Origin of the sequence: Maribacter litoralis (assembly GCF_003075045.1) — a bacterium.
Lineage (GTDB): Bacteria > Bacteroidota > Bacteroidia > Flavobacteriales > Flavobacteriaceae > Maribacter > Maribacter litoralis.
Genome location: NZ_QCZD01000001.1, coordinates 536,826 through 561,239 on the forward strand (window position 1 = coordinate 536,826; position 24,414 = coordinate 561,239).

25 protein-coding genes are annotated in these 24,414 nt (G+C 35.6%); 16 read left to right on the forward strand and 9 right to left on the reverse strand.

What is annotated here, in order from left to right; translation table 11 throughout:
- Positions 1-18: 18 nt before the first annotated feature.
- Positions 19-621: an IMPACT family protein gene (locus DCS95_RS02585; RefSeq protein WP_116769272.1), complete on the forward strand. Its 603-nt coding sequence runs from the start codon at positions 19-21 to the stop codon at positions 619-621.
- Between the two features lie 3 nt (positions 622-624).
- On the opposite strand, the gene DCS95_RS02590 is transcribed toward DCS95_RS02585, so the two are convergent.
- Positions 625-1,023 (reverse strand): acyl-CoA thioesterase, encoded by a 399-nt coding sequence (locus DCS95_RS02590; RefSeq protein WP_116769273.1) that lies wholly within the window; start codon positions 1,021-1,023, stop codon positions 625-627.
- 202 nt (positions 1,024-1,225) lie between these two features.
- Between DCS95_RS02590 and dnaA the strand changes: the two genes are divergently transcribed.
- Genes dnaA through DCS95_RS02605 form a run of 3 tightly spaced genes read left to right on the forward strand, consistent with a single transcriptional unit; the run spans position 1,226 to position 3,839 of the window.
- Positions 1,226-2,650: a chromosomal replication initiator protein DnaA gene (dnaA, locus tag DCS95_RS02595; RefSeq protein WP_058102982.1), complete on the forward strand. Its 1,425-nt coding sequence runs from the start codon at positions 1,226-1,228 to the stop codon at positions 2,648-2,650.
- 13 nt (positions 2,651-2,663) lie between these two features.
- Positions 2,664-3,116 carry a low molecular weight protein-tyrosine-phosphatase gene (locus DCS95_RS02600; protein ID WP_116769274.1) on the forward strand — a complete coding sequence of 151 codons (453 nt, stop codon included), beginning with the start codon at positions 2,664-2,666 and terminating at the stop codon, positions 3,114-3,116.
- Positions 3,117-3,839 (forward strand): SAM-dependent methyltransferase, encoded by a 723-nt coding sequence (locus DCS95_RS02605; RefSeq protein WP_116769275.1) that lies wholly within the window; start codon positions 3,117-3,119, stop codon positions 3,837-3,839. It abuts the gene before it with no gap.
- Positions 3,840-3,895: 56 nt separating this feature from the next.
- Here the strand turns inward: DCS95_RS02605 and DCS95_RS02610 are convergent, their stop codons facing one another.
- The 4 genes from DCS95_RS02610 to dapF all read right to left on the reverse strand — a co-directional run bounded on the left by DCS95_RS02610 (position 3,896) and on the right by dapF (position 7,010).
- The gene (locus tag DCS95_RS02610; RefSeq protein WP_116769276.1) at positions 3,896-4,525 is read right to left on the reverse strand and encodes a hypothetical protein; all 630 of its coding nucleotides are present in this window, start codon (positions 4,523-4,525) and stop codon (positions 3,896-3,898) included.
- 147 nt (positions 4,526-4,672) lie between these two features.
- Entirely contained in the window at positions 4,673-5,716 is a 1,044-nt protein-coding gene (gene mltG, locus DCS95_RS02615; protein WP_116769277.1) for an endolytic transglycosylase MltG, read from the reverse strand.
- Complete coding sequence (locus DCS95_RS02620; RefSeq protein ID WP_116769278.1) at positions 5,716-6,240, reverse strand: GNAT family N-acetyltransferase; 525 nt, start codon at positions 6,238-6,240, stop codon at positions 5,716-5,718. The genes mltG and DCS95_RS02620 overlap by 1 nt, the downstream gene beginning before the upstream one ends.
- A complete protein-coding gene (gene dapF, locus DCS95_RS02625) occupies positions 6,234-7,010 on the reverse strand; it encodes a diaminopimelate epimerase (RefSeq protein ID WP_116769279.1) in 777 nt (258 codons plus the stop codon). Before dapF ends, DCS95_RS02620 begins: the two co-directional genes overlap by 7 nt.
- A 127-nt stretch (positions 7,011-7,137) precedes the next feature.
- On the opposite strand from dapF, the gene DCS95_RS02630 reads away from it, so the two are divergent.
- The 10 genes from DCS95_RS02630 to DCS95_RS02675 all read left to right on the forward strand — a co-directional run bounded on the left by DCS95_RS02630 (position 7,138) and on the right by DCS95_RS02675 (position 19,035).
- Positions 7,138-8,529: a S1C family serine protease gene (locus DCS95_RS02630; protein ID WP_116770128.1), complete on the forward strand. Its 1,392-nt coding sequence runs from the start codon at positions 7,138-7,140 to the stop codon at positions 8,527-8,529.
- A 115-nt stretch (positions 8,530-8,644) separates the two neighbouring features.
- The gene (locus DCS95_RS02635; protein WP_116769280.1) at positions 8,645-10,093 is read left to right on the forward strand and encodes a glyceraldehyde-3-phosphate dehydrogenase; all 1,449 of its coding nucleotides are present in this window, start codon (positions 8,645-8,647) and stop codon (positions 10,091-10,093) included.
- A gap of 145 nt (positions 10,094-10,238) precedes the next feature.
- Positions 10,239-10,862 (forward strand): tRNA (guanine-N1)-methyltransferase, encoded by a 624-nt coding sequence (locus DCS95_RS02640; protein WP_116769281.1) that lies wholly within the window; start codon positions 10,239-10,241, stop codon positions 10,860-10,862.
- Between the two features lie 40 nt (positions 10,863-10,902).
- Entirely contained in the window at positions 10,903-11,340 is a 438-nt protein-coding gene (locus DCS95_RS02645) for a GNAT family N-acetyltransferase (RefSeq protein WP_116769282.1), read from the forward strand.
- Between the two features lie 17 nt (positions 11,341-11,357).
- The gene (gene trmD / locus DCS95_RS02650) at positions 11,358-12,032 is read left to right on the forward strand and encodes a tRNA (guanosine(37)-N1)-methyltransferase TrmD (protein ID WP_116769283.1); all 675 of its coding nucleotides are present in this window, start codon (positions 11,358-11,360) and stop codon (positions 12,030-12,032) included.
- A gap of 138 nt (positions 12,033-12,170) precedes the next feature.
- On the forward strand, positions 12,171-12,521 hold the full coding sequence (gene rplS / locus DCS95_RS02655) for a 50S ribosomal protein L19 (RefSeq protein WP_058102993.1): 351 nt from the start codon (positions 12,171-12,173) through the stop codon (positions 12,519-12,521).
- A 643-nt stretch (positions 12,522-13,164) separates the two neighbouring features.
- The gene (locus DCS95_RS02660; RefSeq protein ID WP_116769284.1) at positions 13,165-15,381 is read left to right on the forward strand and encodes an NADP-dependent isocitrate dehydrogenase; all 2,217 of its coding nucleotides are present in this window, start codon (positions 13,165-13,167) and stop codon (positions 15,379-15,381) included.
- A 110-nt stretch (positions 15,382-15,491) separates the two neighbouring features.
- Positions 15,492-17,891: a TonB-dependent receptor gene (locus DCS95_RS02665; protein WP_116769285.1), complete on the forward strand. Its 2,400-nt coding sequence runs from the start codon at positions 15,492-15,494 to the stop codon at positions 17,889-17,891.
- Positions 17,892-17,894: 3 nt separating this feature from the next.
- Complete coding sequence (locus DCS95_RS02670) at positions 17,895-18,815, forward strand: DUF4249 domain-containing protein (RefSeq protein WP_116769286.1); 921 nt, start codon at positions 17,895-17,897, stop codon at positions 18,813-18,815.
- Entirely contained in the window at positions 18,802-19,035 is a 234-nt protein-coding gene (locus tag DCS95_RS02675) for a DUF6095 family protein (RefSeq protein WP_116769287.1), read from the forward strand. The genes DCS95_RS02670 and DCS95_RS02675 overlap by 14 nt, the downstream gene beginning before the upstream one ends.
- A gap of 2 nt (positions 19,036-19,037) precedes the next feature.
- Here the strand turns inward: DCS95_RS02675 and DCS95_RS02680 are convergent, their stop codons facing one another.
- Complete coding sequence (locus DCS95_RS02680) at positions 19,038-19,730, reverse strand: DUF4294 domain-containing protein (protein WP_116770129.1); 693 nt, start codon at positions 19,728-19,730, stop codon at positions 19,038-19,040.
- A 104-nt stretch (positions 19,731-19,834) separates the two neighbouring features.
- Between DCS95_RS02680 and DCS95_RS02685 the strand changes: the two genes are divergently transcribed.
- Together DCS95_RS02685 and DCS95_RS02690 are read left to right on the forward strand one after the other, a co-directional pair.
- A complete protein-coding gene (locus DCS95_RS02685; RefSeq protein WP_116769288.1) occupies positions 19,835-20,923 on the forward strand; it encodes a M42 family metallopeptidase in 1,089 nt (362 codons plus the stop codon).
- A 45-nt stretch (positions 20,924-20,968) separates the two neighbouring features.
- Complete coding sequence (locus tag DCS95_RS02690) at positions 20,969-21,517, forward strand: NUDIX hydrolase (protein WP_116769289.1); 549 nt, start codon at positions 20,969-20,971, stop codon at positions 21,515-21,517.
- Between the two features lie 13 nt (positions 21,518-21,530).
- On the opposite strand, the gene DCS95_RS02695 is transcribed toward DCS95_RS02690, so the two are convergent.
- The 3 genes from DCS95_RS02695 to DCS95_RS02705 all read right to left on the reverse strand — a co-directional run bounded on the left by DCS95_RS02695 (position 21,531) and on the right by DCS95_RS02705 (position 24,378).
- Positions 21,531-22,301, reverse strand: coding sequence for an SDR family NAD(P)-dependent oxidoreductase (locus DCS95_RS02695; protein WP_116769290.1), 771 nt, complete (start codon positions 22,299-22,301; stop codon positions 21,531-21,533).
- 137 nt (positions 22,302-22,438) lie between these two features.
- Positions 22,439-23,818: a histidine--tRNA ligase gene (gene hisS, locus DCS95_RS02700; protein WP_116769291.1), complete on the reverse strand. Its 1,380-nt coding sequence runs from the start codon at positions 23,816-23,818 to the stop codon at positions 22,439-22,441.
- A gap of 83 nt (positions 23,819-23,901) precedes the next feature.
- Entirely contained in the window at positions 23,902-24,378 is a 477-nt protein-coding gene (locus tag DCS95_RS02705; RefSeq protein ID WP_116769292.1) for a DUF6495 family protein, read from the reverse strand.
- Positions 24,379-24,414 lie beyond the last annotated feature (36 nt).

Sequence of the window (24,414 nt, forward strand, 5' to 3'; positions counted from 1 at the left end):
TTTTACCTATCAAATTACATGGACACCTATAAAACACTTTCATCACCTTCTGAACCTATTTTGTTCAAAGAACGAAAAAGCAAGTTTTATGGGTATTGCCTCCCTGTTTCCAATGAAGAAACCATAAAAGAGCATATAGAAACCTTAAAAAAAGAATACCCTAACGCGAATCATGTTTGCTATGCTTGGCAATTAGGCATAGAAACAAAATCATACCGGGTCAATGATGATGGCGAACCAAACAATTCTGCCGGTATGCCTATTTATGGACAAATTCAATCTTTTGATGTCACCAATATTTTGGTAGCCGTGGTACGCATATTCGGTGGCACAAAATTAGGAGTCGGTGGTTTGATCAGCGCCTATAAAGAAGCTGCGAAGTTAGCTTTAGAAAACGCATCTATTATAACCAAAGTTTTGCAAAAAGAACTTACTGTTATTTTTGAGTACTCTGAAATGGATATCGTAATGCGTTTGGTCAAAAAGCACCAAATGAATATTGTATCACAAGATTTACATCTAAAGTGCAAAGTAATTTTAAGTGTTAACAAAAGTGACTACACAAAAACCTTGAAATTATTAAAGGCACATCACAAATTAGAGGTAAAAGAACACGGCTAAAATTTAATACTCTAATTTATCTAAAAGTATTTGCGGACATTTAGTTGGTCTTTTTCGTTTCATATCCATAAAAACCAAAACCGTATTTGCCGTAGCCAATAATTCACCTGCTTCATTCACAATTTCATAATCAAATTCTATTCTTACTGCTGGTTTTTTATTCAAAACTACCTTCACCGTTATTAAATCATCGTACAACGCAGGTTTTAAATAATTTATAGAAAGACTGATCACAGGAAGCATAATGCCGCCTTCCTCCATACTTTTGTAAGAAATACCCAACAGCCTTAACCATTCAACTCTTGCCAATTCTAAATATTGAGCATAATTTCCATGATAGACCACACCCATTTGATCTGTCTCACTGTATCTAATTCGAAAAGAAATTTCGTTTGTTCGCATTTATTTCAAGTAAAAAGTATATATTTAAAAGCTCCCCTAAGCGGTAAACGAACATGAGAAAAAAAAAGGTCAAATTCAATGACAATCGATTTTTTTTTTAAATAATTTGTTCACATATTTGCCCAAGTTGAACGAGAACTAAGATTGAAAAATTTCAATCTCTTTTAGCTAAAAGCTAACCATTAAAAGAGTATAGATTATTATGAATGTTACTGCAAATTCCGTATGGAAAAACTGTTTGGTGTTTATTAAAGACAATATCCAACCGCAGGCATTCAAAACATGGTTTGAACCTATTAAACCTATAAAGCTTACCGAGAACGCTTTAAGCATTCAAGTACCTAGTAAATTTTTCTATGAGTGGCTAGAAGAACATTACGTTAAACTTCTAAAGGTAGCTTTAACAAAAGAATTAGGAGAGACTGCTAAATTGGTTTACATCATACGTATGGAAAATACATATGGCAACAAAGAACCATTTACCGAAAAAATCCCTAGTTCCAATAGAGGTGCAATGGCAGCCCAAGAAATGGATGTTCCTATCAAATCTAAAAATCCAGAATTACGTAACCCTTTTGTAATTCCAGGAATTAGAAATATTAAGATAGAATCACAATTAAACCCGAATTACAACTTTGACAATTTCTTGGAAGGTGATTCCAATAGATTGGCTCGTTCTGCAGGTATGGCGGTAGCCAATAAACCAGGTGGCACTTCTTTCAATCCTTTATTAGTTTTTGGTGGAGTTGGTCTTGGTAAAACACACTTGGCTCATGCCATTGGGGTAGAAATAAAAGATAAATACCCCGAAAGAACGGTACTTTATATCTCTGCAGAAAAGTTTACGCAACAGTATATTGAATCTGTAAAGAAAAATACACGTAACGATTTTATTCATTTCTACCAGCTGATAGATGTTTTGATCATTGATGATGTTCAGTTCTTATCGGGTAAATCTGGTACACAAGATGTATTTTTCCATATTTTCAACCATTTGCATCAAAACGGAAAACAAGTAATCTTAACATCTGACAAGGCTCCTGTTGATATGCAGGATATTGAACAACGATTACTTTCTCGTTTCAAATGGGGATTATCGGCTGAGTTGCAGAGTCCGGATTACGAAACAAGAATCTCTATTCTTAAGAATAAACTGTATAGAGATGGCGTAGAAATACCTGAAGACATTATAGAATATGTTGCAAAACATATTAAAACCAATATTAGAGAGTTAGAAGGCGCTATTATTTCTTTGATTGCACAGTCTACTTTAAACAAAAGAGAAGTTACCATTGAGCTTGCGCAACAAGTAGTAGAAAAGTTCGTGAAGAATACCAAACGCGAAGTTTCTATCGATTATATTCAAAAGGTTGTTTCTGATTACTTTGAAATGGATGTTGCTACGTTACAATCTAAAACAAGAAAGAGGCATATTGTACAAGCTAGACAATTAGCTATGTTCTTTGCGAAGAAATTTACAAAAGCTTCTTTGGCAAGTATTGGTTCACAAATAGGAAAGCGTGATCACGCAACAGTACTTCATGCGTGCAAGACCGTTGATAATTTAGCAGAAACCGATAAGCAGTTTCGTAAGTATATTGACGATTTAACTAAGAAATTCTCTTAAATCTTATCTTTAAATGAAAGTGTTAATGGTTTGCCTAGGTAATATTTGCAGGTCTCCATTGGCAGAGGGTATTCTTAAAAGCAAAGTTGATACCGCCAAGGTTTTTGTAGACTCGGCAGGAACAGCTGGTTATCACATTGGCAATGCACCTGACCCAAGGTCTATTAAAGTAGCAAAAAATCACAATATTGATATTAGCTCACAGGTGTGTAGAAGATTTATAGTATCGGACTTTGATACGTTTGATTTGATATACGCCATGGACAAGAGCAACTATGGTAATATTATCGGTATGGCTCGTAATAAAGCCGATGCAGAAAAGGTAAAGCTGTTATTAAATGAAATAGACGCAACAGACCAAGAAGTTCCAGATCCATATTATGATGCCGATGACGGATTTGAAACTGTATTTCAACTGATAGACAAGGCTTGTACTAATATTGCCGACAAATTAGAAAGTAAATAAATGAGTACACAAAACGGTAAAATTGGAAAAGTCTATTTAATTCCTTCTACATTAGGCGATATGCCTCCTTTAGAAGTTTTACCCATTTCAATAAAGCAAACTATTGAAAGACTTGACCATTATGTGGTTGAAAATGAAAAAACCGCTAGGCACTTTATCAAGAAAATCAGTCCTAGAAAATCTCAGCCAAGTTTAAAGTTATTTGTACTGAACAAATTTACCGAACCAGAAGAAATTCCTACATTTTTAAACCCTTGTTTAGAAGGTTATGACGTAGGCATATTATCAGAAGCGGGTTGCCCTGGTATTGCCGACCCTGGTGCCGCTGTGGTAAAAATAGCCCATACCAAAAACATACAGGTTATTCCGTTAGTTGGCCCTTCTTCCATTTTGTTAGCATTAATGGCAAGTGGCATGAACGGTCAAAATTTCGCATTTAACGGGTACTTACCCATTGACAGCTCTGATCGAAAAAAGTATATTAAAAATTTAGAACGGAGATCAAAAGACGAAAATCAGTCTCAAGTGTTCATTGAAACACCGTACCGCAACAATAAGATGCTAGAGGAGTTGATCAAAACCCTTGCTCCAAGCACAAGAATTTGTGTAGCAGCAGATATTACCTTACCTACAGAGTATATTAAGACCAAAACAGCCATTAATTGGAAAAAGGAAAATGTAGATCTTCATAAAAGACCTGCAATCTTTATTATTCAAGCATAAAAAAAACCTTGACAAACTAATGCCAAGGTTTCCCATTTTCATATCTACTTAAACTTTTAAATTCTAGGATTTCGTTTTGCTTCTATCATAGAAACATCGTACCCAGAAAACTTTTTCATATAATTAGAAATACTAGTTCCATAACCATCGGTAATCTCCATGCGCCCATGTGATCTTAAATAAAGTTTCACGTTACCCGGTCCCGCTAAATGAGCAGCTGCAAGAATACCCGATTCGGTAACCTCAATGCCGTTCATACGAATACCTACATAACGTTTAATATCCCTTCTAAGAATCCACTTGTTACGAGATGTATTTACATGAAAAACCTTTTCTTGCAATTCAGGATCGTTAAGAAACTGATTTCCATTGTACACACCTACCAATTCTAAAGTGCCCAGTCCAAATTGATACTTACCTAAATAACCAAAAGTATTGGTTACAAAATAATTTCCTTGAGACTCCTTAAAAGCTAACGCTTCTTTGAAACCTACAAACTGGCGACCAAGAAAAGGGGGATTTATCTGATAATTCGCCAAAAGAGATTCATCTTCAGGAAAAGAAACCAACTCTGGCTTGTTTACTTTTAACTGATTTGGCACTTCAACCTTAAAAGGTCTAAAACCGTAACCAGAAATTATAAACGTAACAATTAGAGGACAACTTGCTAATATCCATCTTCTCATACATATAGTTTCTTAAGACTTACAGCGACTACTATTTGCCTGCTTAAATTTCTGGAGCAAAGGTAGGTCTGAAATTTTAAGAGTTTAAGAAGGTTCTGTTAAAAGAATACAGAATTAGTTAACAAGTTCTAAAATTCGGTTGAATGCTTATCTCTTGATTTTCTGAGCGTTAATCCATCGGATGTACTGCTCTTTATTTCGGTTGTGTTGCGTTAAACTCTCTGCAAACATATGATAACCGAACTTTTCAACATTAGCCACAAAATAGTAATAGTTGTGTTTTTTAGGATTTAAAACTGCATCTATAGCAGAAATATCGGGCATAGAAATTGGTCCCGGAGGCAATCCGGCATACTTATAGGTATTATAGGGAGAATCCATCTCCAAATCCCTATACAACACTCTTTTTATTATGGTATCGTAATTACCCGTTTCTTTCTTTATAGCAAAAATTACCGTTGGATCGGCTTGCAATAACATTCTTTTTCTCAACCTATTTAAATACACACCTGCAACCGTTGGACGTTCATCAACCTTAGCCGTTTCTTTATGAACTATGGATGCCAATGCAATTACTTCGTTTGGCTCCAAGCCAAGTGCACTAGCTTTGTTCTTACGGGTTTCTGTCCAAAAACGATTATATTCCTTTAGCATTCTACTTCTAAAGCCTTCGGCTGAGGTATTCCAGAAAAACTCGTAACTATTAGGTATGTACAATGACAGCTTATTAGCATCATCAAAACCATTGGCTTTTAAAAAATCTTTATCATTAAATGCTGACACCAATGAGATACTGTCAGCTTCGATCTGTGCAGCAATTCTTCCCGCTAAATCATTGATGTTCTCTTGATTGTTAAACGAAACTTTAACGGGTAAATTTCCACTTCGCAATGAGTTAACTATCTCATTGTTATTCATACCCTTTTTAATTTTATAACGCCCGGCCTTAATATTGGACAAATACCCTTTTCTATCAGCAGCAGACTCAAATGAATCAAAATCCTCTAAGATAGGAGAAAGACGCTCCTCTAAATCAACAACAGTTGCATTGGTTGGTATAAATACAGCAGCTTCATCATTGTTAAAACTTGTATTTGAAGTAAAAAAAGTACCATAAACCATATAGGCAAAAATTCCACCTCCGATTAAACCTACGAGCACTACACCCAATAAAATACGCTTGATGTACATTAACTATTTATTTTTTGCAATAATACTTCATTCTTAAAGGTATTTTTAAAGCGTACCCAATCTTTTTTGACACCAACTACCTGAAAGCCCAATTTCTTGAAAAGATGTAAGCTTGATAAATTATCCTCTAAAATATTGGCATAAACTTGTTGTAACCCCAATGTTTCGTACAAATAATTGGTTAGCAAGGTTATGGCTTCCGCACCAATTCCTTTGTTTCTTTGGTCTTCATCTAAGATAACTATTCCAATACCAGCTCGCTTATGATTTGGTTCAAAATCAAAAACATCAATTAAACCGAGAGTTTTATGCTCATGGGTACAAATAACCAATCGCAATTGCTTCACATCAAAAATATCTCTGTGGGCATTGTCCAAATACAACTGCAACACATCTTTTGAATAAGGCGTTACGGTGCCACTTACCTCCCACACTTTGGTATCATTCTCTATTAGGTACAGAAAATTAAGGTCTTTCTGTTCTAAAGCCCTTAGATAAATCTGTTTTCCTTTTAATGTTACCACGTTAATTCACCTTTAAAAACCTGTTTAGCCTCTCCTTTTAAATATATATTGGAATACGCACCATGGTCTTCTTTGAAAGATACCTCTAAATTACCCCCCAACGCTTTTACCGCAACCGTTTTTTCTTTCGTATTTCCTAAATGATACATCCCTAATGCTACTGCCGTAACTCCCGTACCACATGATAATGTCTCGTCTTCTACTCCCCTTTCATAAGTTCTAATACTGAACCCACCATCAACATTTGTCTCCACAAAGTTTACATTACTACCTTTTTCACCGTAAATACCATAGCGTATGCGTGCACCCTCTTTAGCTACATTAAAAGACTTTAAACCATTCACCAATTGAATATGATGTGGCGACCCGGTATCCATAAAAAGAGCGTTCGATTTCTCTTTAATTTCAGATACATCTAGCATTTTAAGGCTAACCACATCACCTACTATTGTAGCTTTGTGCAAACCGTCTACAGCAATGAAAACGGTTTCTTCTTCAATTACATCAAGAAAATTGGCAAAGGCAACAATACATCGTCCACCATTGCCGCACATACTACCCTCTTTTCCATCGGCGTTGAAATAAACCATTCTAAAATCGGTTTCCGCGTCATTTTCCAATAAAATGAGTCCGTCAGCACCAACCCCAAATCTTCTATGACAAATCTTTGCCACTAGCTCCGTATCTTCTTTTGGAAATTGACCTTTGCGATTATCGATCATCACAAAATCATTACCTGTACCCTGATATTTATAAAATGTATTTTCCATGCTTTATTAAAGGCTCAAAGATAGCACATAATTAGATTTTCTTCGCTAGTTAAAAAGTAGTTAAACGCTTATATTATAGCATAAAAACGATTAATTTTGTGTAGAATAAGTTAAAACTTTGATGAATATGAAAAGAATAGCAAGTCTCCTATTTGTTTCCATTTTTGCAGGTGCGATTACATTGGGTGCTTATAAACTATTTTTCGAGAAGGAAAATTTTACCATAATAGCTCAAGAAAATTCTAACGGAGTGGTAAATGCCAGTTACACACCTACATCAGCTAAGGGAGCAGGCATTAATGAGGTTGATTTCACCAATGCGGCAGAAAACACCGTTAACGCGGTAGTCCATGTGAAGAATATTACAATAAGCAAGGCACCAACCAATATATTTGATATATTCTATGGAACCAGCGGCAAAGTCGTACCACAGGTTGGTACGGGATCGGGTGTTATAATTTCTTCGGACGGATATATTGTTACCAACAATCACGTAATCAGTAGAGCGAATCAATTACAGGTTACCTTGAACAATAACAGAACTTACAATGCCGAATTGATCGGTACCGATCCAAATTCTGATATCGCCTTGATAAAAATCGACCCGGACGAGAAATTACCGTATTTGGCGTTTGGTGATTCCGACCACACCAAAATCGGCGAATGGGTGCTTGCGGTTGGTAATCCTTTCAACCTTACTTCGACCGTTACCGCTGGTATTGTTAGTGCAAAAGCAAGAAATCTTGGCAAGAACCAATCCTTCATACAAACCGATGCAGCGGTTAACCCGGGAAATTCTGGTGGAGCATTGGTAAACACCAATGGTGACTTAATCGGTATTAATACAGCCATAACATCACAAACCGGTTCATATGTTGGTTATTCTTTTGCGGTACCTAGCAATATTGCGAAAAAAGTAATTCAGGACATCTTGGAATACGGTAATGTACAAAAAGGTTTTATGGGCATAAGACCTGCACCTGTTAACACTAGAGACGCCATTGAAAAAGGCATAAATAATATTGATGGTGTGTATATAGAATACATTGAAGAAGAATCTGCTGCTGAAGAAGCGGGTATTGAAATAGGCGATATTATCAAAAAGGTTGATGAAATCGATGTCCACAAGTATCCTGATTTAACCGGATATCTATCCACCAAAAGACCTGGGGATACTTTGGAATTTGTCATCAACAGAAAAGATGAGCAACTAGTATTGCCCCTAACCCTAAAAGAAAGACAAACGCTAGTAGTTCCAGAAATGGGTCTAGAAGTTAAGAACCTTACCGAACATGATAAAAAGGTATACAAGACCAAAACAGGTGTTAAGATTATAGGTGTACCAGAACGTTATAGAGGTTATGGCTTGTCTGAAAAGGTAATTGTAAAAATAGATGATCAAGAAATAGGAAATATTGATGATGCTTATACAGCTTTTGGCGGTATCTCTAAATATGGAAAAACGGTCATTACCATGTTAGGATCCAATGGTGAAAGAGACCGACTCATCTTTCAATAATAAAATCCTTAATAAATACAGCCTTCGTAAAAACGAAGGCTTTTTTTTGAAAAATATTTATTTAAAGTGCTTAATTTTTCTAGTTTTGTGCGAATTCTAAAATAATCAACTAATTATGGCTCCACAAACCACATTTGAAAAAGAGCTGGCATTTCAAGCAGACCGCAGAAAAGCTACTACAGAATTTATCAAAATCGTAAGTGATTTATGGTATGATAAATCCATTGAAATTGTTCTTTTCAAAAATCAGGTTATTGACAAAAATGTAAGTGACATTATGCACTTGCACGAGTACGCTGGTGAATTTGTACAAAAACCAATTTCTATTTTTGATTCCGTAGAAATATTGAGATCAATATCTGACATTGCCTTACCGCCTTCCAAATTAGACATCGGTAAACTAACGTACGAATACCATTCTGACACCAATATTCTTAACAATGTAAAATCTTTTGTCATAGATAAACTACAATCTGCACAAGATTTTAAAAGTATAGAGCCCAAAGATGTGGTACTCTATGGTTTTGGTAGAATAGGAAGATTGGTTGCGAGAGAACTTATGTCAAAAACTGGCAAAGGCAACCAATTAAGATTAAGAGCTATTGTTGTTAGAGGCAAACCAAGTATTGAAAATCTTGAAAAACGAGCAAGCTTGCTTAGAACAGATTCGGTACACGGTATTTTTAACGGAACGGTCAAAGTAGATTATTCCAATTTAAAACTTATCATCAACGGCACTACGGTACATGTTATATATGCCAACATGCCAGAAGAAATAGATTATACCGAATATGGCATCAAAGAAGCTTTGGTCATAGACAATACAGGTGCTTTTAGAACAAAAGAGCAGTTAGAAAGACACTTACAAGCCAATGGGGCTGCAAAGGTGTTGTTAACCGCTCCCGGCAAAGAAGTTGCCAATATCGTGCATGGTGTAAACCACTTGGAATATTCACCGGATGATACTGATGTTTTTTCAGCCGCTTCATGTACAACCAATGCCATCACTCCCATTTTAAAAGCGATAGAAGAAACTTTCGGCATTAAAAAAGGGCATTTAGAAACCATACACGCCTACACCAATGACCAAAATTTAGTGGACAATATGCACGGTAAATACAGAAGAGGTCGTGCAGCCGCCCTAAACATGGTCATTACCGAAACAGGAGCAGGTAAAGCTGTTACCAAGGCACTACCATCTTTAGAAGGTAAATTAACCTCTAATGCCATTAGAGTACCCGTACCAAATGGCTCTTTGGCTATTTTAAACCTTGAAATCAACCAAAAAACTTCTTTGGACGGAGTCAATTCCATGATTAAAAAATATGCCTTGGAAGGTGATTTGGTGGAACAGATAAAATACTCATTGGACAAGGAGTTGGTATCCTCTGACATTATCGGTACTTCTGCACCATCTATTTATGATAGTATGGCTACCATAGTTTCAAGTACCGGAAAAAATGTTATCCTATATATATGGTATGATAATGAATACGGATATTCCCATCAAGTAATTCGCCTGGCAAAATACATTGCCAAAGTAAGACGTTATACGTATTATTAATTTTTGCCGAACAAAAGATCCATTTGTTAATTAAGAACGTAGGTAAATAAAGAAAGTTTAAGCTTTATATTTTTTTCATAATTCAATTTTTATAAAGTACTTTAGTCAACTCTAAATTATTCAAATTAACCTAAGAATCTATTACATGAATTTCTATAGAATACTATTGTTATTAGCCTTTTTATTAGCTAGTAATGTGCAATTTGCTCAAAATGCCGAAGAAGAGGAAGATAAGTTGTCTTTAGACGAAGGACCGATCAGTAATCAATTCGATTATATTGCCAAGCGATCAGGAAACTATAGAGCAGATGGTGTTAGATATGAAGTGGTAAAAGAATCTAATTTATTTAAAATCAGAAAAAATGTTTTGGACTCCATAGCCGCCATGAACAAGAAAACGGGCGAGCTTAAAGCTACTATTGCGGAGCATGAAACTACAATTACCTCTTTAAATAAAAAACTAGAAGAGACCACTACCAACTTGGGTTTGGTAACAGAGGAAAAAGACAGCATGTCCTTTCTTGGCTTACCAGTTTCCAAAGGAACATATAACTTTGTACTATGGACCATTATCGGAATCTTATTTCTAACACTTGGTTTATTTATCTATAAATTTAGAAACAGCAATATTCTTACACAGGAAGCAAAACAGAATTTATCTGAATTGGAAGTGGAATACGAAGATCATAGGCGAAGAGCTTTAGAGCGTGAACAAAAGATCAGTAGACAGCTGCAAGACGAGATTAACAAACAGAAGAAAACTAAATAATTTAAAAAGCTCCAATTTGGAGCTTTTTTTTATCCGAATTATGATACAAAGACTTACGGCAACTCAAATAGAGGACATAGTTCTTCTTTTTGACGGATATAGAGTATTTTATAAAATGGAATCTGACTTAGAAGCCGCAAGAGATTTTCTAAACGATAGACTTATAAATAACGAATCTGTAATTTTTGCTGCTTACGAAGCAAATATTGCAATTGGTTTTGTACAGCTATATTTTACCTTTTCTTCCGTTAGCCTAGAGAAATCAATTATCCTAAACGACTTATTCGTTGCTGCTGAGCACAGAGGTAAATCTGTTGGTGAGCAACTGCTATTAAAAGCTCAAGAATTTTGCAGAATAAATGGCTATAAAGGTCTTGCCTTGGAAACTGCTATCGATAACCCAGCTCAAAAATTATACGAAAAGCTTGGTTGGGAAAAAGATTACCACTGTTTTCATTACTTTTGGCAGGTTAAATGACGATGCAAAATTAAAAAATGAGAATTGACATAATTACAGTGTTACCTGAGCTACTCACCAGTCCTTTTGAAGCCTCCATATTAAAGAGAGCCATTGAAAAAGATTTGGTCGAGGTCCATTTTCATAATCTTAGGGATTATACCGATACAAAGTATAGAAATGTAGATGATTACCAATTTGGCGGAGGAGCCGGTATGGTTCTTATGATTGAGCCCATAGATAAATGTATTACAGGTTTAAAATCTGAAAGAGAATATGACGAAGTCATATATATGACTCCAGATGGCGAAACTTTAAACCAGAAAACAGCCAACACCCTATCTATGACCAAAAACATTATTATTCTTTGCGGACATTATAAAGGAGTGGATCAGCGCGTAAGAGATCTTTTTATAACGAAAGAAATATCAATTGGAGACTACGTACTTTCTGGTGGCGAATTAGGTGCAGCGGTTTTATGCGATGCAATAATTAGACTATTACCTGGCGTACTCAATGACGAAACATCTGCACTTACCGATACTTTTCAAGATGGTCTATTAGCTCCGCCTGTATATACAAGACCAGCTGAATACAAAGGTTCAAAGGTCCCAGACGTTCTACTAAGTGGAAATTTTGGTAAAATTGAAGAATGGAGAGAAAGCAAAGCATATGAACGTACAGAAAAGTTACGTCCGGATTTGTTGGAATAAGCAAAATCCAAAAAATAAAGAAAAAGCAAATAAATACTTGTGTATTTTAATATAAACACTAATTTTGCAGCCTGTTAGAATAACCTCTGACGATAATCGTGAATGTTGCTCTAATTTAATTCCAATTTTAACTATACAATGGAATCATTAATAAAATTTGTACAAGACGAATTCGTAACTAAAAAAGAATTTCCAAAATTTTCTGCTGGTGATACAATCACTGTTTACTACGAAATTAAGGAAGGTGAGAAAACAAGAACACAGTTCTTTAAAGGTGTTGTTATACAACGTAGAGGTACTGGTTCTACAGAGACGTTTACAATCCGTAAAATGTCTGGAACTGTAGGTGTTGAACGTATCTTCCCTATTAACCTACCTGCTCTTCAAAAAATTGAAGTGAACAAGCGTGGTAAAGTACGTAGATCTAGAATATACTACTTCCGTGAATTAACTGGTAAGAAAGCTAGAATTAAGGAAGTAAGAGGATAAATTCTTCTTCACAATAATAATAAGCACTGTTCTATTTTGGACAGTGCTTTTTTTATGAACAAAAGTGAATAACCGATGTTCATAAAGTGTTGATTAATAAAAGTTTACAATTTTACGTTTTATATTACTATTTTTTGTAAATTGAACTGTGGTTAAAAAATGGTGATTGAGAAAAGCATCCATTTCGACACCATTACGAAGTTTACGTTCTATCGTATTATTGTTTGACCATATCATTTAATGATTATTAAATGGGGTAAATTTTAAGTTTGTTGGCTGTCGCCAATTAAGTTTAAAATTAGTTGAATTTTAAAAATACTATACACTAGGTTTTTAGTTTTCAATGATGACAATAAAAAAGAAATATTGTGTAGATGCCGGATTGCGTATCTGGGAATCGAAAAATATTTTAAACGTTGAATCAGTGAAGCGGATGCAATCAAGGGTTGCCGTTTTAATGAAAAATTAAAACAAACAGTCCGTAAACTTTTTCTAAAAAGCCATATCATTGTATGCGTACATTGATATGGCTTTTGTTATTTAACAAAACTTCCCGCCTGCCTTAAATATTAAGGCATTATCTCCACCATCAAACCTGTATAAAATTGTATATTTGTTCCGCTTAAATTAAAACAAACCGCACATGTCCAAAATTTTTTATACAAAAACAGACGAAGCGCCTGCATTGGCAACAGAGTCTTTTTTACCTATTGTAAAAGCTTTCACTAAATCATCAGGAATTGAAATTGAAACTAAAGACATCTCTTTAGCTGGAAGAATCGCTGCTACCTTTCCCGAATTTTTAACGGAAGAGCAACGAGTGTCCAATGATTTGGAAGAATTGGGCAAAATGGCTAAACAGCCAGAAGCAAACATTATAAAATTACCTAATATTAGTGCATCGGTACCTCAATTACACGAGGCTATAAAAGAATTACAAGCAAAAGGTTACAAACTACCCGATTATCCAGATGAGCCTAAAAATGACGAGGAAAAAGAAATTAAGGCTAGATATCATACTGTAAAAGGTAGTGCCGTAAACCCTGTACTAAGGGAAGGTAACTCTGACCGAAGAGCACCGAAGGCCGTAAAGAATTACGCTAAACAGAATCCTCATAGTATGGGTGCATGGAGCTCTGACTCCAAAACACATGTTGCTACGATGGGCGAAGGAGATTTTCAAGCCAACGAAAAATCTGTTACTCTAAAGAACGAAACCTCCGTACAAATCAAATTAGTTTCTAACGGTTCTGAAACTATTCTAAAAGATAATATCAGCTTACAAGCTGCTGAAATTATTGATGCAACGGTAATGAACAAAAAAGCGCTACTTGACTTCTTGAGCAAAGAGGTAAAAGATGCCAAGGATAAAGGCGTACTTTTTTCAGTACACTTAAAGGCTACAATGATGAAAGTATCCGATCCAATTATATTTGGTCATGTTGTGGACACCTTCTTTAAGTCTGTCTTCGAAAAATATGAGGATACCTTTGAAAAATTAGGAATTAGACCTAGTGATGGTTTAGCAAGCTTATATCAAAAAATAGAAGCTTTGCCAAAAGAAGAACAAGATGCCATCAAGAACGATTTGGATGAAGCCTTGGCAAACGGACCAGATTTAGCAATGGTAAATTCCGATAAAGGAATTACTAACTTACATGTACCTAGTGATATTATTATAGATGCTTCAATGCCGGCTATGATCAGAAACTCAGGACAAATGTGGAATGCCGAAGGCAAGCCACAAGATACCAAAGCAGTAATTCCAGATAGTAGTTATGCTGGCATTTATACGGCAACAATCGACTTCTGTAAAGAACATGGAGCTTTTGACCCTACTACTATGGGTACAGTACCTAACGTAGGTCTAATGGCTCAAAAAGCGGAAGAGTACGGTTCTCATGACAAGACTTTCGAAATTAACCAGAGCGGAACAGTACAGGTAGTTGACACTACTAGTGGTACAGTTTTACTTGAGCATTCTGTAAATAGTGGTGATATTTGGCGTATGTGCCAAGTGAAAGACGCTCCTATTCAAGACTGGGTAAAATTAGCTGTCTCAAGAGCAAGAGCAACAGATGTACCTGCTATTTTTTGGTTAGATGAAAATAGATCTCACGACGCCGAACTTATTAAAAAAGTAAATACTTATTTAGCACAAGAGGACACAAAAGGTTTGGACATTCAGATTATGTCTCCTATTAAAGCTACAGCTTTCACGTTAAAAAGAATGAAGGATGGTAAGGATACCATTTCTGTTTCCGGTAATGTTTTAAGAGATTACCTTACTGACCTCTTCCCTATTTTAGAAGTTGGTACCAGTGCGAAAATGCTATCCATAGTTCCTTTGATGAACGGAGGCGGACTATTTGAAACCGGTGCCGGTGGATCTGCTCCAAAGCACGTTGAGCAATTTTTGGAAGAAGGACACCTAAGATGGGATTCTTTAGGTGAATTTTTAGCATTAGGCGTTTCATTGGAGTTTTTTGGTGAGAAAAATTCAAATCCTGCTGCTAAGGTTCTAGGCGATACTTTAGATAGTGCAACCGAAAAGTTCTTATTGAATGATAAATCTCCTTCTAGAAAAGTAAAGGAAATCGATACCAGAGGTAGCCACTTTTTCTTAGCTAAATATTGGGCTGAAGCATTAGCATTACAAGATGACAATGCCAAACTAAAAGCTATATTCTCTAAAGTTAGTTCCGATATCAATGACAAAGAAGAACAGATACTATCAGAATTGATAGATGCACAAGGCTCAAAACAAGATATTGGCGGTTATTACAAACCAGATCCTGTATTGGTTGAAAAAGCTATGAGACCAAGCGCTACATTAAATGGTATATTAGAATCCATTTAATAGAAATTAATTTTATAAATACCCTTAATTAACGTTAAGGGTATTTTTTTTGCCCTTTATTTAATTGTAGGAGTATCTCCTATTTCTAAGTATTTTTACTAAAAAAATTGATGAAGGGATATTTACCGTTTATTCTTATCTCATTGTTTTGCTTCTCAATCTCATCATGGGGACAACAAAAACATACCTTAAGTGGTTCTATATCGGAATCAAGCAGTAATGAAACCCTAATAGGTGTTACTGTTGCCATACCAGAATTAAATACCGGGGTCACCACTAATGAGTACGGCTTTTATTCGATTACACTTCCTGAGGGTACCTATACCGTACTCATCAGTTACTTGGGTTTTGAAAATATCATACAGAAAATTACGCTAACCGAAAATAAACGAATAGATTTTTCACTTAATGAAGAAGCGGAACAATTAGAAGAAGTAGTGGTTACGGAAAATGTGGAAAAGATGGATATCAGAAAACCACAAATGAGTGTAAATACACTATCTGTGGGTACCATAAAAAAAATACCCGTAATTTTAGGTGAAGCTGACGTAATTAAATCAATACTACTACTTCCTGGTGTTACAAATGCGGGTGAAGGCGCATCGGGTTTTAATGTTCGGGGTGGTGCTGCCGATCAAAATCTTATTCTTTTAGATGAAGCTATCATCTTTAATTCATCACACTTATTCGGATTCTTTTCTGTTTTTAATCCCGATGCCATAAAAGATGTAAAACTCTATAAAGGTGGTATACCTGCACGTTATGGTGGTAGAGTGTCATCGGTATTAGATATATTTCAAAAAGAAGGTAATAGCAAAGAGTTTAAAATGAACGGTGGTATTGGCGCCGTTGCCAGTAGGTTATTAATAGAGGGACCGATTAAAAAAGACAAGGCTGCCTTTTTAATTGGTGGCAGAGCTTCATATGCCCATCTTTTTTTACCTCTATTTGATGTAGACAACACCGCCTATTTCTACGACCTGAACACCAAGTTGAACTATAGATTAAACGAAAAAAACAACATATTCCTTTCTGGGTATTTTGGCCGTGATGTGTTTGGTATTAATGATAGTTTTGTAAACACCTATGGTAATGCCGTCGGTAATTTTAGATGGAACCATCTTTTCTCCGATAAGTTATTCTCAAACTTATCTTTAATATATTCGGACTATTACTACGGATTAAAGCTTGATTTCGTTGGATTTAATTGGAATTCGGGAATTCAGAATTTTAATATTAAATACGATCTTAAACATTACGCCACAGACAAACTACAGGTCAACTACGGCATTAACAACGTATATTACCAATTTAATCCCGGTAAAATAGAACCAAGTAATAGCGAATCGGGAATAATTGAAGACCAATTAACCGAAAAATATGCGAATGAGTTTGCCGCTTATGTTGATTTTGAACATAAATTAAGTGATAACTTAAGTGTAGGTTACGGTTTACGTTTTAGTCATTTTATGCGATTAGGTCAAGATGAATTGAACGTATACACCAATAATAACCCGGTTTATTTTGATCCATTATTACTAATTTACCAAGAAGCAGAACCTATCGATGTCATTACTCCTGGCAGAGGCACTACACTCGCTCATTTTAGTAATTTTGAACCTAGAGCATCGTTTTCATACACATTAAATGAAACAAGTTCCATAAAAGCCAGCTATACGAGGTTAGCCCAGTATTTACACCTCCTTTCAAACACCAGCTCCCCTACTCCTTTAGATGTATGGACGCCAAGTGGCCCATTTACAAAACCACAGCTTCTGGATCAATATGCCTTTGGTTACTTTAAAAATATTAATGACGGTGATTTTTCTTTTGAAACTGAAATTTTCTATAAAGATGTTCAAAATAGAATAGATTATATAGACGGTGCCAATCTAATTGCCAATGATGCCATTGAGCAAGTAATTTTAAATGGCGAAGCGCGTGCCTACGGTCTGGAAATTCTATTACGAAAAAACGAAGGTAAGCTTCAAGGTTGGCTAGCATACACCTTATCTAAATCTGAACAACGTACCCCAGGTAGAACTTCAATTATCGATAATGGCCGTAGTAATATTGAAACCGGAATTAATTTTGGAAATTGGTACAACACTCCTTATGATAAAACCCACGACATTTCAATGTTTTTAAGCTATGATTTAAATGATAAATGGAGTTTTAGTGGAAATTTCACCTATCAAACAGGGCAACCTACCAATTACCCAATTGGTCAATTTGAATTTCAAGACTTAACGGTGCCCTACTATGGGTTAAGAAACACACAGCGGTTACCTGCATATAACCGCTTGGACCTCTCAGCAACATTAAACCCTCAGAAGAACAGAAACAGAAAGCTAAAGGGAGAATGGGTCTTTAGCCTTTATAATGTCTATAACAGACGAAATGCGGCTTCTATTAGTTTTAGACAAAATGATGATACAGGAGTAAATGAAGCGGTAAGGACTTCCATTTTTGGCATAGTACCCGCCGTTACTTATAATTTTAAACTATAAGCAATGAAACGCTATATATTAATTACATTAAGCATAGTTCTTTTCATTTCATGTGAAGATGTTATCGACGTAGAACTACCCGAAAACGACACAAGACTGATTGTCAATGGTGTAATACGCGTTGACGAATCTCAAGAATTTCTACCTATTGAAATTGTAGTTTCGGAAAGCAGCTCTTTTTTCGATGAGAATACCACTGCCACGATAGAAAGTGCCATTATTTATTATGGAACACCAAGCCCTGATGCCCCAGAAATACTAGAAGGTGGCGGAGTATCGAATTTAGCAGAATTGGAACCTGGCAGCGGTAAATGGGTTCCAGACCCTAACTTTGATGCAGATCAAAGAATTAGAGTAAGCAGTATTGATGAAGGTGACGTATTTCAATTGATTATACAGACTAGGGAAGAACAGTATTTTGCCACAACCACTTATGTGAAATCTGTACCTATAGATTCTTTAGAGCAAGGCGATGAAACGCTTTTTTCAGGCGATGAAACAGAAGTTATAGTATCATTTACCGACCGGGCCGATAGCGATGATTTTTATGTGTTGGACTTAGATTTCGGAGAGTTTTTGGTAACAGAAGATGAGTTTTATCAAGGACAAACCTTTATATTCTCGTACTTTTACGACAATGATTTAGCCATAAATACAAGTTCTGTAGTTAACATAAGTTTACTAGGTGCCGACGAACAGTTCTACAATTACATGAATCAGATTATTGTACAGTCGGGTGGCGACCAAGGTCCATTTCAAACACCTGCTGCAACTGTTCGCGGAAACATCATAAATATAACCGGTATAGATAACGACGAAATTGTCGACAATGTTGAGCGTTCAGATAATTTCGCCCTAGGTTATTTTGCCATTGTAGAAGAATATACTGATAGCATTACAATTACGAACAATGAGGAGAACTGATAAAGATTTACTTGTAAAAGGATTAAAAAGACTGGCATTAACCGTTGTACTGATGTTTACCGCTCCAATTATACTTTGGCAAGCGTTTAAAAACGAAGATCACCCCATGTATTGGCCGGTTTGTATTTTAGGTCTGATTCTAGCAGCCTATGCCGTATATATGGGATTTAGAGGTATTATGACAATTATGAATGCATTATTTGGTGTAAAATCTAAGTAGACTTAGTCTTTTGGCACTTTGGTAGTTTTCTTCCATTTATTATACAACTTATCATAATCATAGTCTAAAACGGTTTCTTGGCGTTCTAACTTTCCTTTAGAGAATGCACGTTGCAGAATATCTTCTATCAAGTAATCTTCTTCTACCAAATCTGGATGAAACTCTTCCTTGATACTTATATTAAATAATTTAGCTGTTGTATTATACCAAAATGCTCGCCATCCGTTTCTTAAGTCCTTGACCAAATCAAAGGCAGTTGTACCGGTTTGCCTGTATATAAGTTTAACCAAAATTTGCCCCTCTGTTCTGGTCAATTTTTTCAACTCCTCAGAAAACTCCTCTTCAATAAATTTCTGTACTTTTTTGGTATACTTTTTACGTTTGCGCTTGTTCTTCATATTTGCCAAACTATCGTTTAGCTCTACTAACCGTTCCGCTGCCATTTTTGCATACGGATATACCTTTTGGGTTTTTCTACGTAAAATATAATACCTCAATTTTTCATCATAAGACGAAAACTTTAATTTACCGAATACATAGGCTTCCTCTAACGCTATAGAGCTTTGCAGCAATGAATCACCCGAAACAATAATCATTTTTTCCGCAACAGAATCAAGTTTTTGTTCTTCAACCTGAGCTGAACAAATGAAAACACCGAAGACCAGTAAATAAAGTAGTAAAAAGTTATATTTCATTACCATAGGCTTAACAAAAGTCCTGCCAAAATTAACGAATATTAAAGAAGGTTATTATTAATACAACGCTAATATTCTTAAGTTTGTATCTTAAATTAACATTGATGGCTGAGAAAAAAATAATTACCAAAAAGTCTGAAGACTTTTTTGAAAAATACTTGAACAATGCCGCTCCTACAGGATATGAGTGGGAAGGGCAAAAGATATGGATGGACTACCTAAAACCTTACGTAGATACCTTCATCACAGATACTTACGGTACTGCTGTCGGAGTTATAAATCCTGATGCAAAATATAAAGTTGTAATTGAAGGACATTCTGATGAAATCTCTTGGTACGTTAATTATATTACGGACAACGGACTTATCCATGTTATAAGAAATGGAGGAAGCGACCACTTAATTGCTCCTTCTAAATGGGTAAATATCCATACAAAAAATGGCATAGTTAAAGGTATTTTTGGCTGGCCAGCTATTCATACACGAAAAGGAGATAAAGAAGAAACTCCAAAAATTGAGAATATTACCGTTGATGTTGGTGCCACAACCAAAGAGGAAGTTGAAAAACTTGGAGTACATGTAGGTTGTGTAATAACCTACCCAGACGAATTTCAAATTCTCAACAAAGACAAATACGTTTGTAGAGCTATTGACAACAGAGCTGGTGGTTTTATGATTGCCGAAGTTGCACGTCTACTACATGAGAATAAAGTAGAATTACCTTTTGGACTTTATATAACCAACTCTGTACAAGAAGAGATTGGATTACGCGGTGCGGAAATGATTACACAAACTATAAAGCCAAACGTTGCTATAGTTACAGATGTTTGTCATGATACGACAACCCCAATGATTAAGAAAGAGGTACAAGGGCACACTGAAATTGGCGCAGGACCTGTAATCTCCTATGCCCCAGCGGTACAGAATAAATTACGTGAACGTATTATTGAAACTGCAGAAAAGAAAAATATTCCATTTCAACGAATGGCTGCATCTAGATCTACGGGTACAGATACAGATGCTTTTGCTTACAGTAATGGCGGTGTTGCCTCTGCTTTGATTTCTTTACCGTTACGTTACATGCATACTACGGTAGAAACGGTTCATAAAGACGATGTTGAAAATGTAATTCGTTTGATCTACGAAACCTTGCTTACAATAAAAGAAGGCGAAACGTTTAATTATTTCGAATAAGCTGATATTATCCCTCCAAATACATGGAGGGATTTTTTTTATTCTATGGATGAACTAATTGATATTTTAGATGCTGATGGCAATCTTACCAACAGAACTGCCATGAAAAGTGAAGCACATAAAAATGGATGGTATCACCAGACAGTACATGTATGGTTCTACACCTTGGATGGTAAAATACTACTTCAGCAGCGTTCCAAAAATAAAGATGTATTCCCCTTACAATGGGATGTCTCCGTTGCAGGGCATATTGGGGCAGGTGAAAATATAAAGATTTCTGCAGTACGGGAAATCGAAGAGGAAATAGGACTTTTTATTCAACCGGAAGCATTACAGAAAATAGGAATTTATAAATCTGAACACAAACATTCAGATACTCTTATAGATTGCGAATACCATCATACTTTTATTGCTGAATTAATAATTCCTCTTCACGCTCTTCAAAAACAAGAAAGTGAAGTAGAATCCTTAAAATTAATTTCCATTGATCAGTTCAAAAATGAGGTTACAGAGGTTTTGAAATACAATTACGTACCTCATGAAACAGCTTATTACAATACCATATGCACAGAAATCATGAAAAGACTACATTAATAGTACATAATGTTTACATATTATAAACCCCTCCATTAATATCAAGAGTAGCTCCAGTAATAAAGCCATCATATTCAGAGGCTAAATATAATACAGCTCTGGCAACATCATCTGCATTACCGGCTCTTTGAATAGGAATACCTTTTGTAGTTTCTGCTGCAGATTCTTTAGTGGTATGTGTATTGTGAAATGAGGTACCTAAGATAAGTCCTGGTGCAACTGCATTAACTCTTGTTCCCTGTGGTCCTAATTCTGATGCAAGTGCCCTTGTATAGGTTAAAATAGCTCCTTTACTGGTAGAATACACCAATGATCCAGGGTGACCTCCTTTACGCCCAGCTAAAGATGCCAAGTTGACAATGCTACTATTTTCATTCTTTGCCAAATATGGTGCTGCTGCTCGTGTAACGAACATCATTGAAGTCATGTTAATATCCATCACCTTGTGCCAAAATTCTGTTTCCATTTCGCTTAGTAACTTTCTAGCCACTAAAGACCCGGCATTATTTATAAGAATATTTAGACCGCCTAAAGCTTCAACCGTTTTTTCAACTAAGGTATTTGCATCTTCTTCCATGGTCAAATCCCCAGATATTGCAATTGCTTTTAAACCCTTATCGGTCGCGTACTTTACCAATTCATTTGCAGTATCTGCACTAGAAAAATAATGAATAGCAACATTGGCACCGCTATCAATAAAATGTTTGGTAATTGCTTCTCCAATTCCTTGAGCACCGGCTGTTATGAGTATATTTTTTCCAGATAATTTGTTACTGTTCATCATGATATTGTAATTATAAAACTTGATTTAATTTTGATTTAAGCCTATATCAATTGTACAATATAAAATTGCACAACCAGATTGGTTAACCAAATATAATCAAAAATGACTCAGTAAAATTTTATCTGATTTTAAAGTAGTTAGCTCAAGTAATTTACAAAGTCTAGAACTTTGTTTAAACTATACTTTTCTTGTGTCCCTTCTTTCATGTTTTTTACAACGAATGAATTCTCATCCAACTCTTGTTCCCCAATTAAAACCACATACGGTACATTACGATTATTAGCATATTTCATTTGCTTTTGCATCTTGGCACTAGAAGGGTAGATATCGGCTTTAACACCCGATTTTCGCAATTGACTTACCAGTTTCAAAGCAGCCATAGCCTCCTTATCACCAAAATTAACGCATAATACTTGTAAAGATTGGTCAATTGCCTCTGGGAAGAGCCCTAAATCTTCTAAAACCAAATAAATACGATCTAGACCAAATGATATACCTACTCCGCTTACGTTCTTTAATCCAAAAATACCGGTTAGGTCATCATAGCGACCGCCACCACCTATAGATCCCATTTTCACACCTTCTGGCGCTGCAACCTCAAAAATAGCTCCTGTGTAATAATTAAGCCCGCGTGCAAGAGTAACATCTATAGATAAATTAGCGGATTGCAAGCCTAAAACAGCTATCGTTTCTAAAATAAAACGAAGTTCTTCCAAACCTTTTCTACCTTCTTCAGAATTTTTCAATAAGGCATCTAAACGCTGTAATTGCTCTTCATTGCTACCTTGAGGTAAAAACAAAGGAGATGCTTTTTCTATTGCTTCCTCAGAAATCCCTTTTGCAAGCATTTCTTTTTTAACGCCGTCCTCCCCTATTTTATCAAGCTTGTCTAAAGCAACGGTAAAATCTATCAGTAAATCCTTAGCTCCAATAACTTCAGCTATACCTGCCAGTATTTTTCTATTGTTCATTTTAATGGTAGCCCCTTCCAATTTTAATTCGGAAAATACGGCATCATACAACTGAATCAATTCTACCTCTTGTAATAAGGAATCTGACCCCACTACATCGGCATCACATTGAAAAAATTCTCTAAACCTTCCTTTTTGAGGTCTATCAGCTCTCCATACCGGTTGAATTTGATAACGTTTAAATGGAAAATCTATATCATTTTGATGCATAACCACATAACGGGCAAACGGTACAGTTAAATCGTAACGTAATGCCTTTTCAGTAATTCTAGGTGCTATGGTAGCGGAGTTTTTATCTGCATAGGTCGCATCATCAACCTTACGTATAAAATCCCCGGAATTTAATATCTTAAAAATCAATCGATCACCTTCTTCTCCATATTTACCCAATAACGTATCTGAATTCTCAAAAGAAGGTGTTTCAATGGGTTGAAAACCATAAGTTTGAAAGTTCTTTTTGATAATATCAAAAATGTAATTACGCTTAGCTATTTCAGATGGATTGAAATCTCTGGTGCCTTTAGGTATAGATGGTTTCTGTGCCATTAATTTTATAATTGTATCACAAATATAACCTTACTAAAAATAAGGTTACAATTACGCAGTATGAATATTAGATTTATATAATTTTAAGAGGTAACGATTACTTTCTCGAACCATTGGTATAATTCTCCTTTGGTGATTACCGCCCCTTGTTGAATCAACAAAAACTTATCTACATTTTTGTCGTCTGTATATGCTTTAGCAGCGGTTAAATACTCTACAAAATCTGACTGCCAGTTTCTTTTGAACCAGTCAAAACCAACAGTGGTAGTCAAATCAATTTCGGGGTTCATTACCTTTACAGAAATCAATTTCATTTCTTTTTCGGTCAAATGAAATAGATGCATTTGATTATTGGAAATATTCTCCAAATAGGAAACCTTGGCCAAAACACCTTCCCATACTAAATCGCTAAAAACATCTAATTCTTCTTCTGCTACTTTGGGCTTGTTCTTTTTAATATCTTCCCATTCATCGCCCGTTATTGATTGCGTCGCTAGAAAATTGATAAATTCTGGATGTAATTCCTCTAATTGCTCTTTTGTTAGCCTCGTATATTTCATTTTGCAAAAATAAAAAGCCCTAACATATTTGTTAGG

What these genes read in the sequence shown, in the direction of transcription:
- hisS (WP_116769291.1), bottom strand. Translation starts at nt 23,818, where the DNA reads ATGGCACAGAAACCATCTATACCTAAAGGCACCAGAGATTTCAATCCA.
- mltG (WP_116769277.1), bottom strand. Translation starts at nt 5,716, where the DNA reads ATGTACATCAAGCGTATTTTATTGGGTGTAGTGCTCGTAGGTTTAATC.
- DCS95_RS02590 (WP_116769273.1), bottom strand. Translation starts at nt 1,023, where the DNA reads ATGCGAACAAACGAAATTTCTTTTCGAATTAGATACAGTGAGACAGAT.
- rplS (WP_058102993.1), top strand. Translation starts at nt 12,171, where the DNA reads ATGGAATCATTAATAAAATTTGTACAAGACGAATTCGTAACTAAAAAA.
- DCS95_RS02600 (WP_116769274.1), top strand. Translation starts at nt 2,664, where the DNA reads ATGAAAGTGTTAATGGTTTGCCTAGGTAATATTTGCAGGTCTCCATTG.
- DCS95_RS02665 (WP_116769285.1), top strand. Translation starts at nt 15,492, where the DNA reads ATGAAGGGATATTTACCGTTTATTCTTATCTCATTGTTTTGCTTCTCA.
- DCS95_RS02690 (WP_116769289.1), top strand. Translation starts at nt 20,969, where the DNA reads ATGGATGAACTAATTGATATTTTAGATGCTGATGGCAATCTTACCAAC.
- DCS95_RS02670 (WP_116769286.1), top strand. Translation starts at nt 17,895, where the DNA reads ATGAAACGCTATATATTAATTACATTAAGCATAGTTCTTTTCATTTCA.
- DCS95_RS02585 (WP_116769272.1), top strand. Translation starts at nt 19, where the DNA reads ATGGACACCTATAAAACACTTTCATCACCTTCTGAACCTATTTTGTTC.
- dapF (WP_116769279.1), bottom strand. Translation starts at nt 7,010, where the DNA reads ATGGAAAATACATTTTATAAATATCAGGGTACAGGTAATGATTTTGTG.
- DCS95_RS02675 (WP_116769287.1), top strand. Translation starts at nt 18,802, where the DNA reads ATGAGGAGAACTGATAAAGATTTACTTGTAAAAGGATTAAAAAGACTG.
- DCS95_RS02695 (WP_116769290.1), bottom strand. Translation starts at nt 22,301, where the DNA reads ATGATGAACAGTAACAAATTATCTGGAAAAAATATACTCATAACAGCC.
- DCS95_RS02685 (WP_116769288.1), top strand. Translation starts at nt 19,835, where the DNA reads ATGGCTGAGAAAAAAATAATTACCAAAAAGTCTGAAGACTTTTTTGAA.
- DCS95_RS02660 (WP_116769284.1), top strand. Translation starts at nt 13,165, where the DNA reads ATGTCCAAAATTTTTTATACAAAAACAGACGAAGCGCCTGCATTGGCA.
- DCS95_RS02605 (WP_116769275.1), top strand. Translation starts at nt 3,117, where the DNA reads ATGAGTACACAAAACGGTAAAATTGGAAAAGTCTATTTAATTCCTTCT.
- trmD (WP_116769283.1), top strand. Translation starts at nt 11,358, where the DNA reads ATGAGAATTGACATAATTACAGTGTTACCTGAGCTACTCACCAGTCCT.
- DCS95_RS02705 (WP_116769292.1), bottom strand. Translation starts at nt 24,378, where the DNA reads ATGAAATATACGAGGCTAACAAAAGAGCAATTAGAGGAATTACATCCA.
- DCS95_RS02640 (WP_116769281.1), top strand. Translation starts at nt 10,239, where the DNA reads ATGAATTTCTATAGAATACTATTGTTATTAGCCTTTTTATTAGCTAGT.
- DCS95_RS02645 (WP_116769282.1), top strand. Translation starts at nt 10,903, where the DNA reads ATGATACAAAGACTTACGGCAACTCAAATAGAGGACATAGTTCTTCTT.
- DCS95_RS02635 (WP_116769280.1), top strand. Translation starts at nt 8,645, where the DNA reads ATGGCTCCACAAACCACATTTGAAAAAGAGCTGGCATTTCAAGCAGAC.
- dnaA (WP_058102982.1), top strand. Translation starts at nt 1,226, where the DNA reads ATGAATGTTACTGCAAATTCCGTATGGAAAAACTGTTTGGTGTTTATT.
- DCS95_RS02680 (WP_116770129.1), bottom strand. Translation starts at nt 19,730, where the DNA reads ATGAAATATAACTTTTTACTACTTTATTTACTGGTCTTCGGTGTTTTC.
- DCS95_RS02630 (WP_116770128.1), top strand. Translation starts at nt 7,138, where the DNA reads ATGAAAAGAATAGCAAGTCTCCTATTTGTTTCCATTTTTGCAGGTGCG.
- DCS95_RS02610 (WP_116769276.1), bottom strand. Translation starts at nt 4,525, where the DNA reads ATGAGAAGATGGATATTAGCAAGTTGTCCTCTAATTGTTACGTTTATA.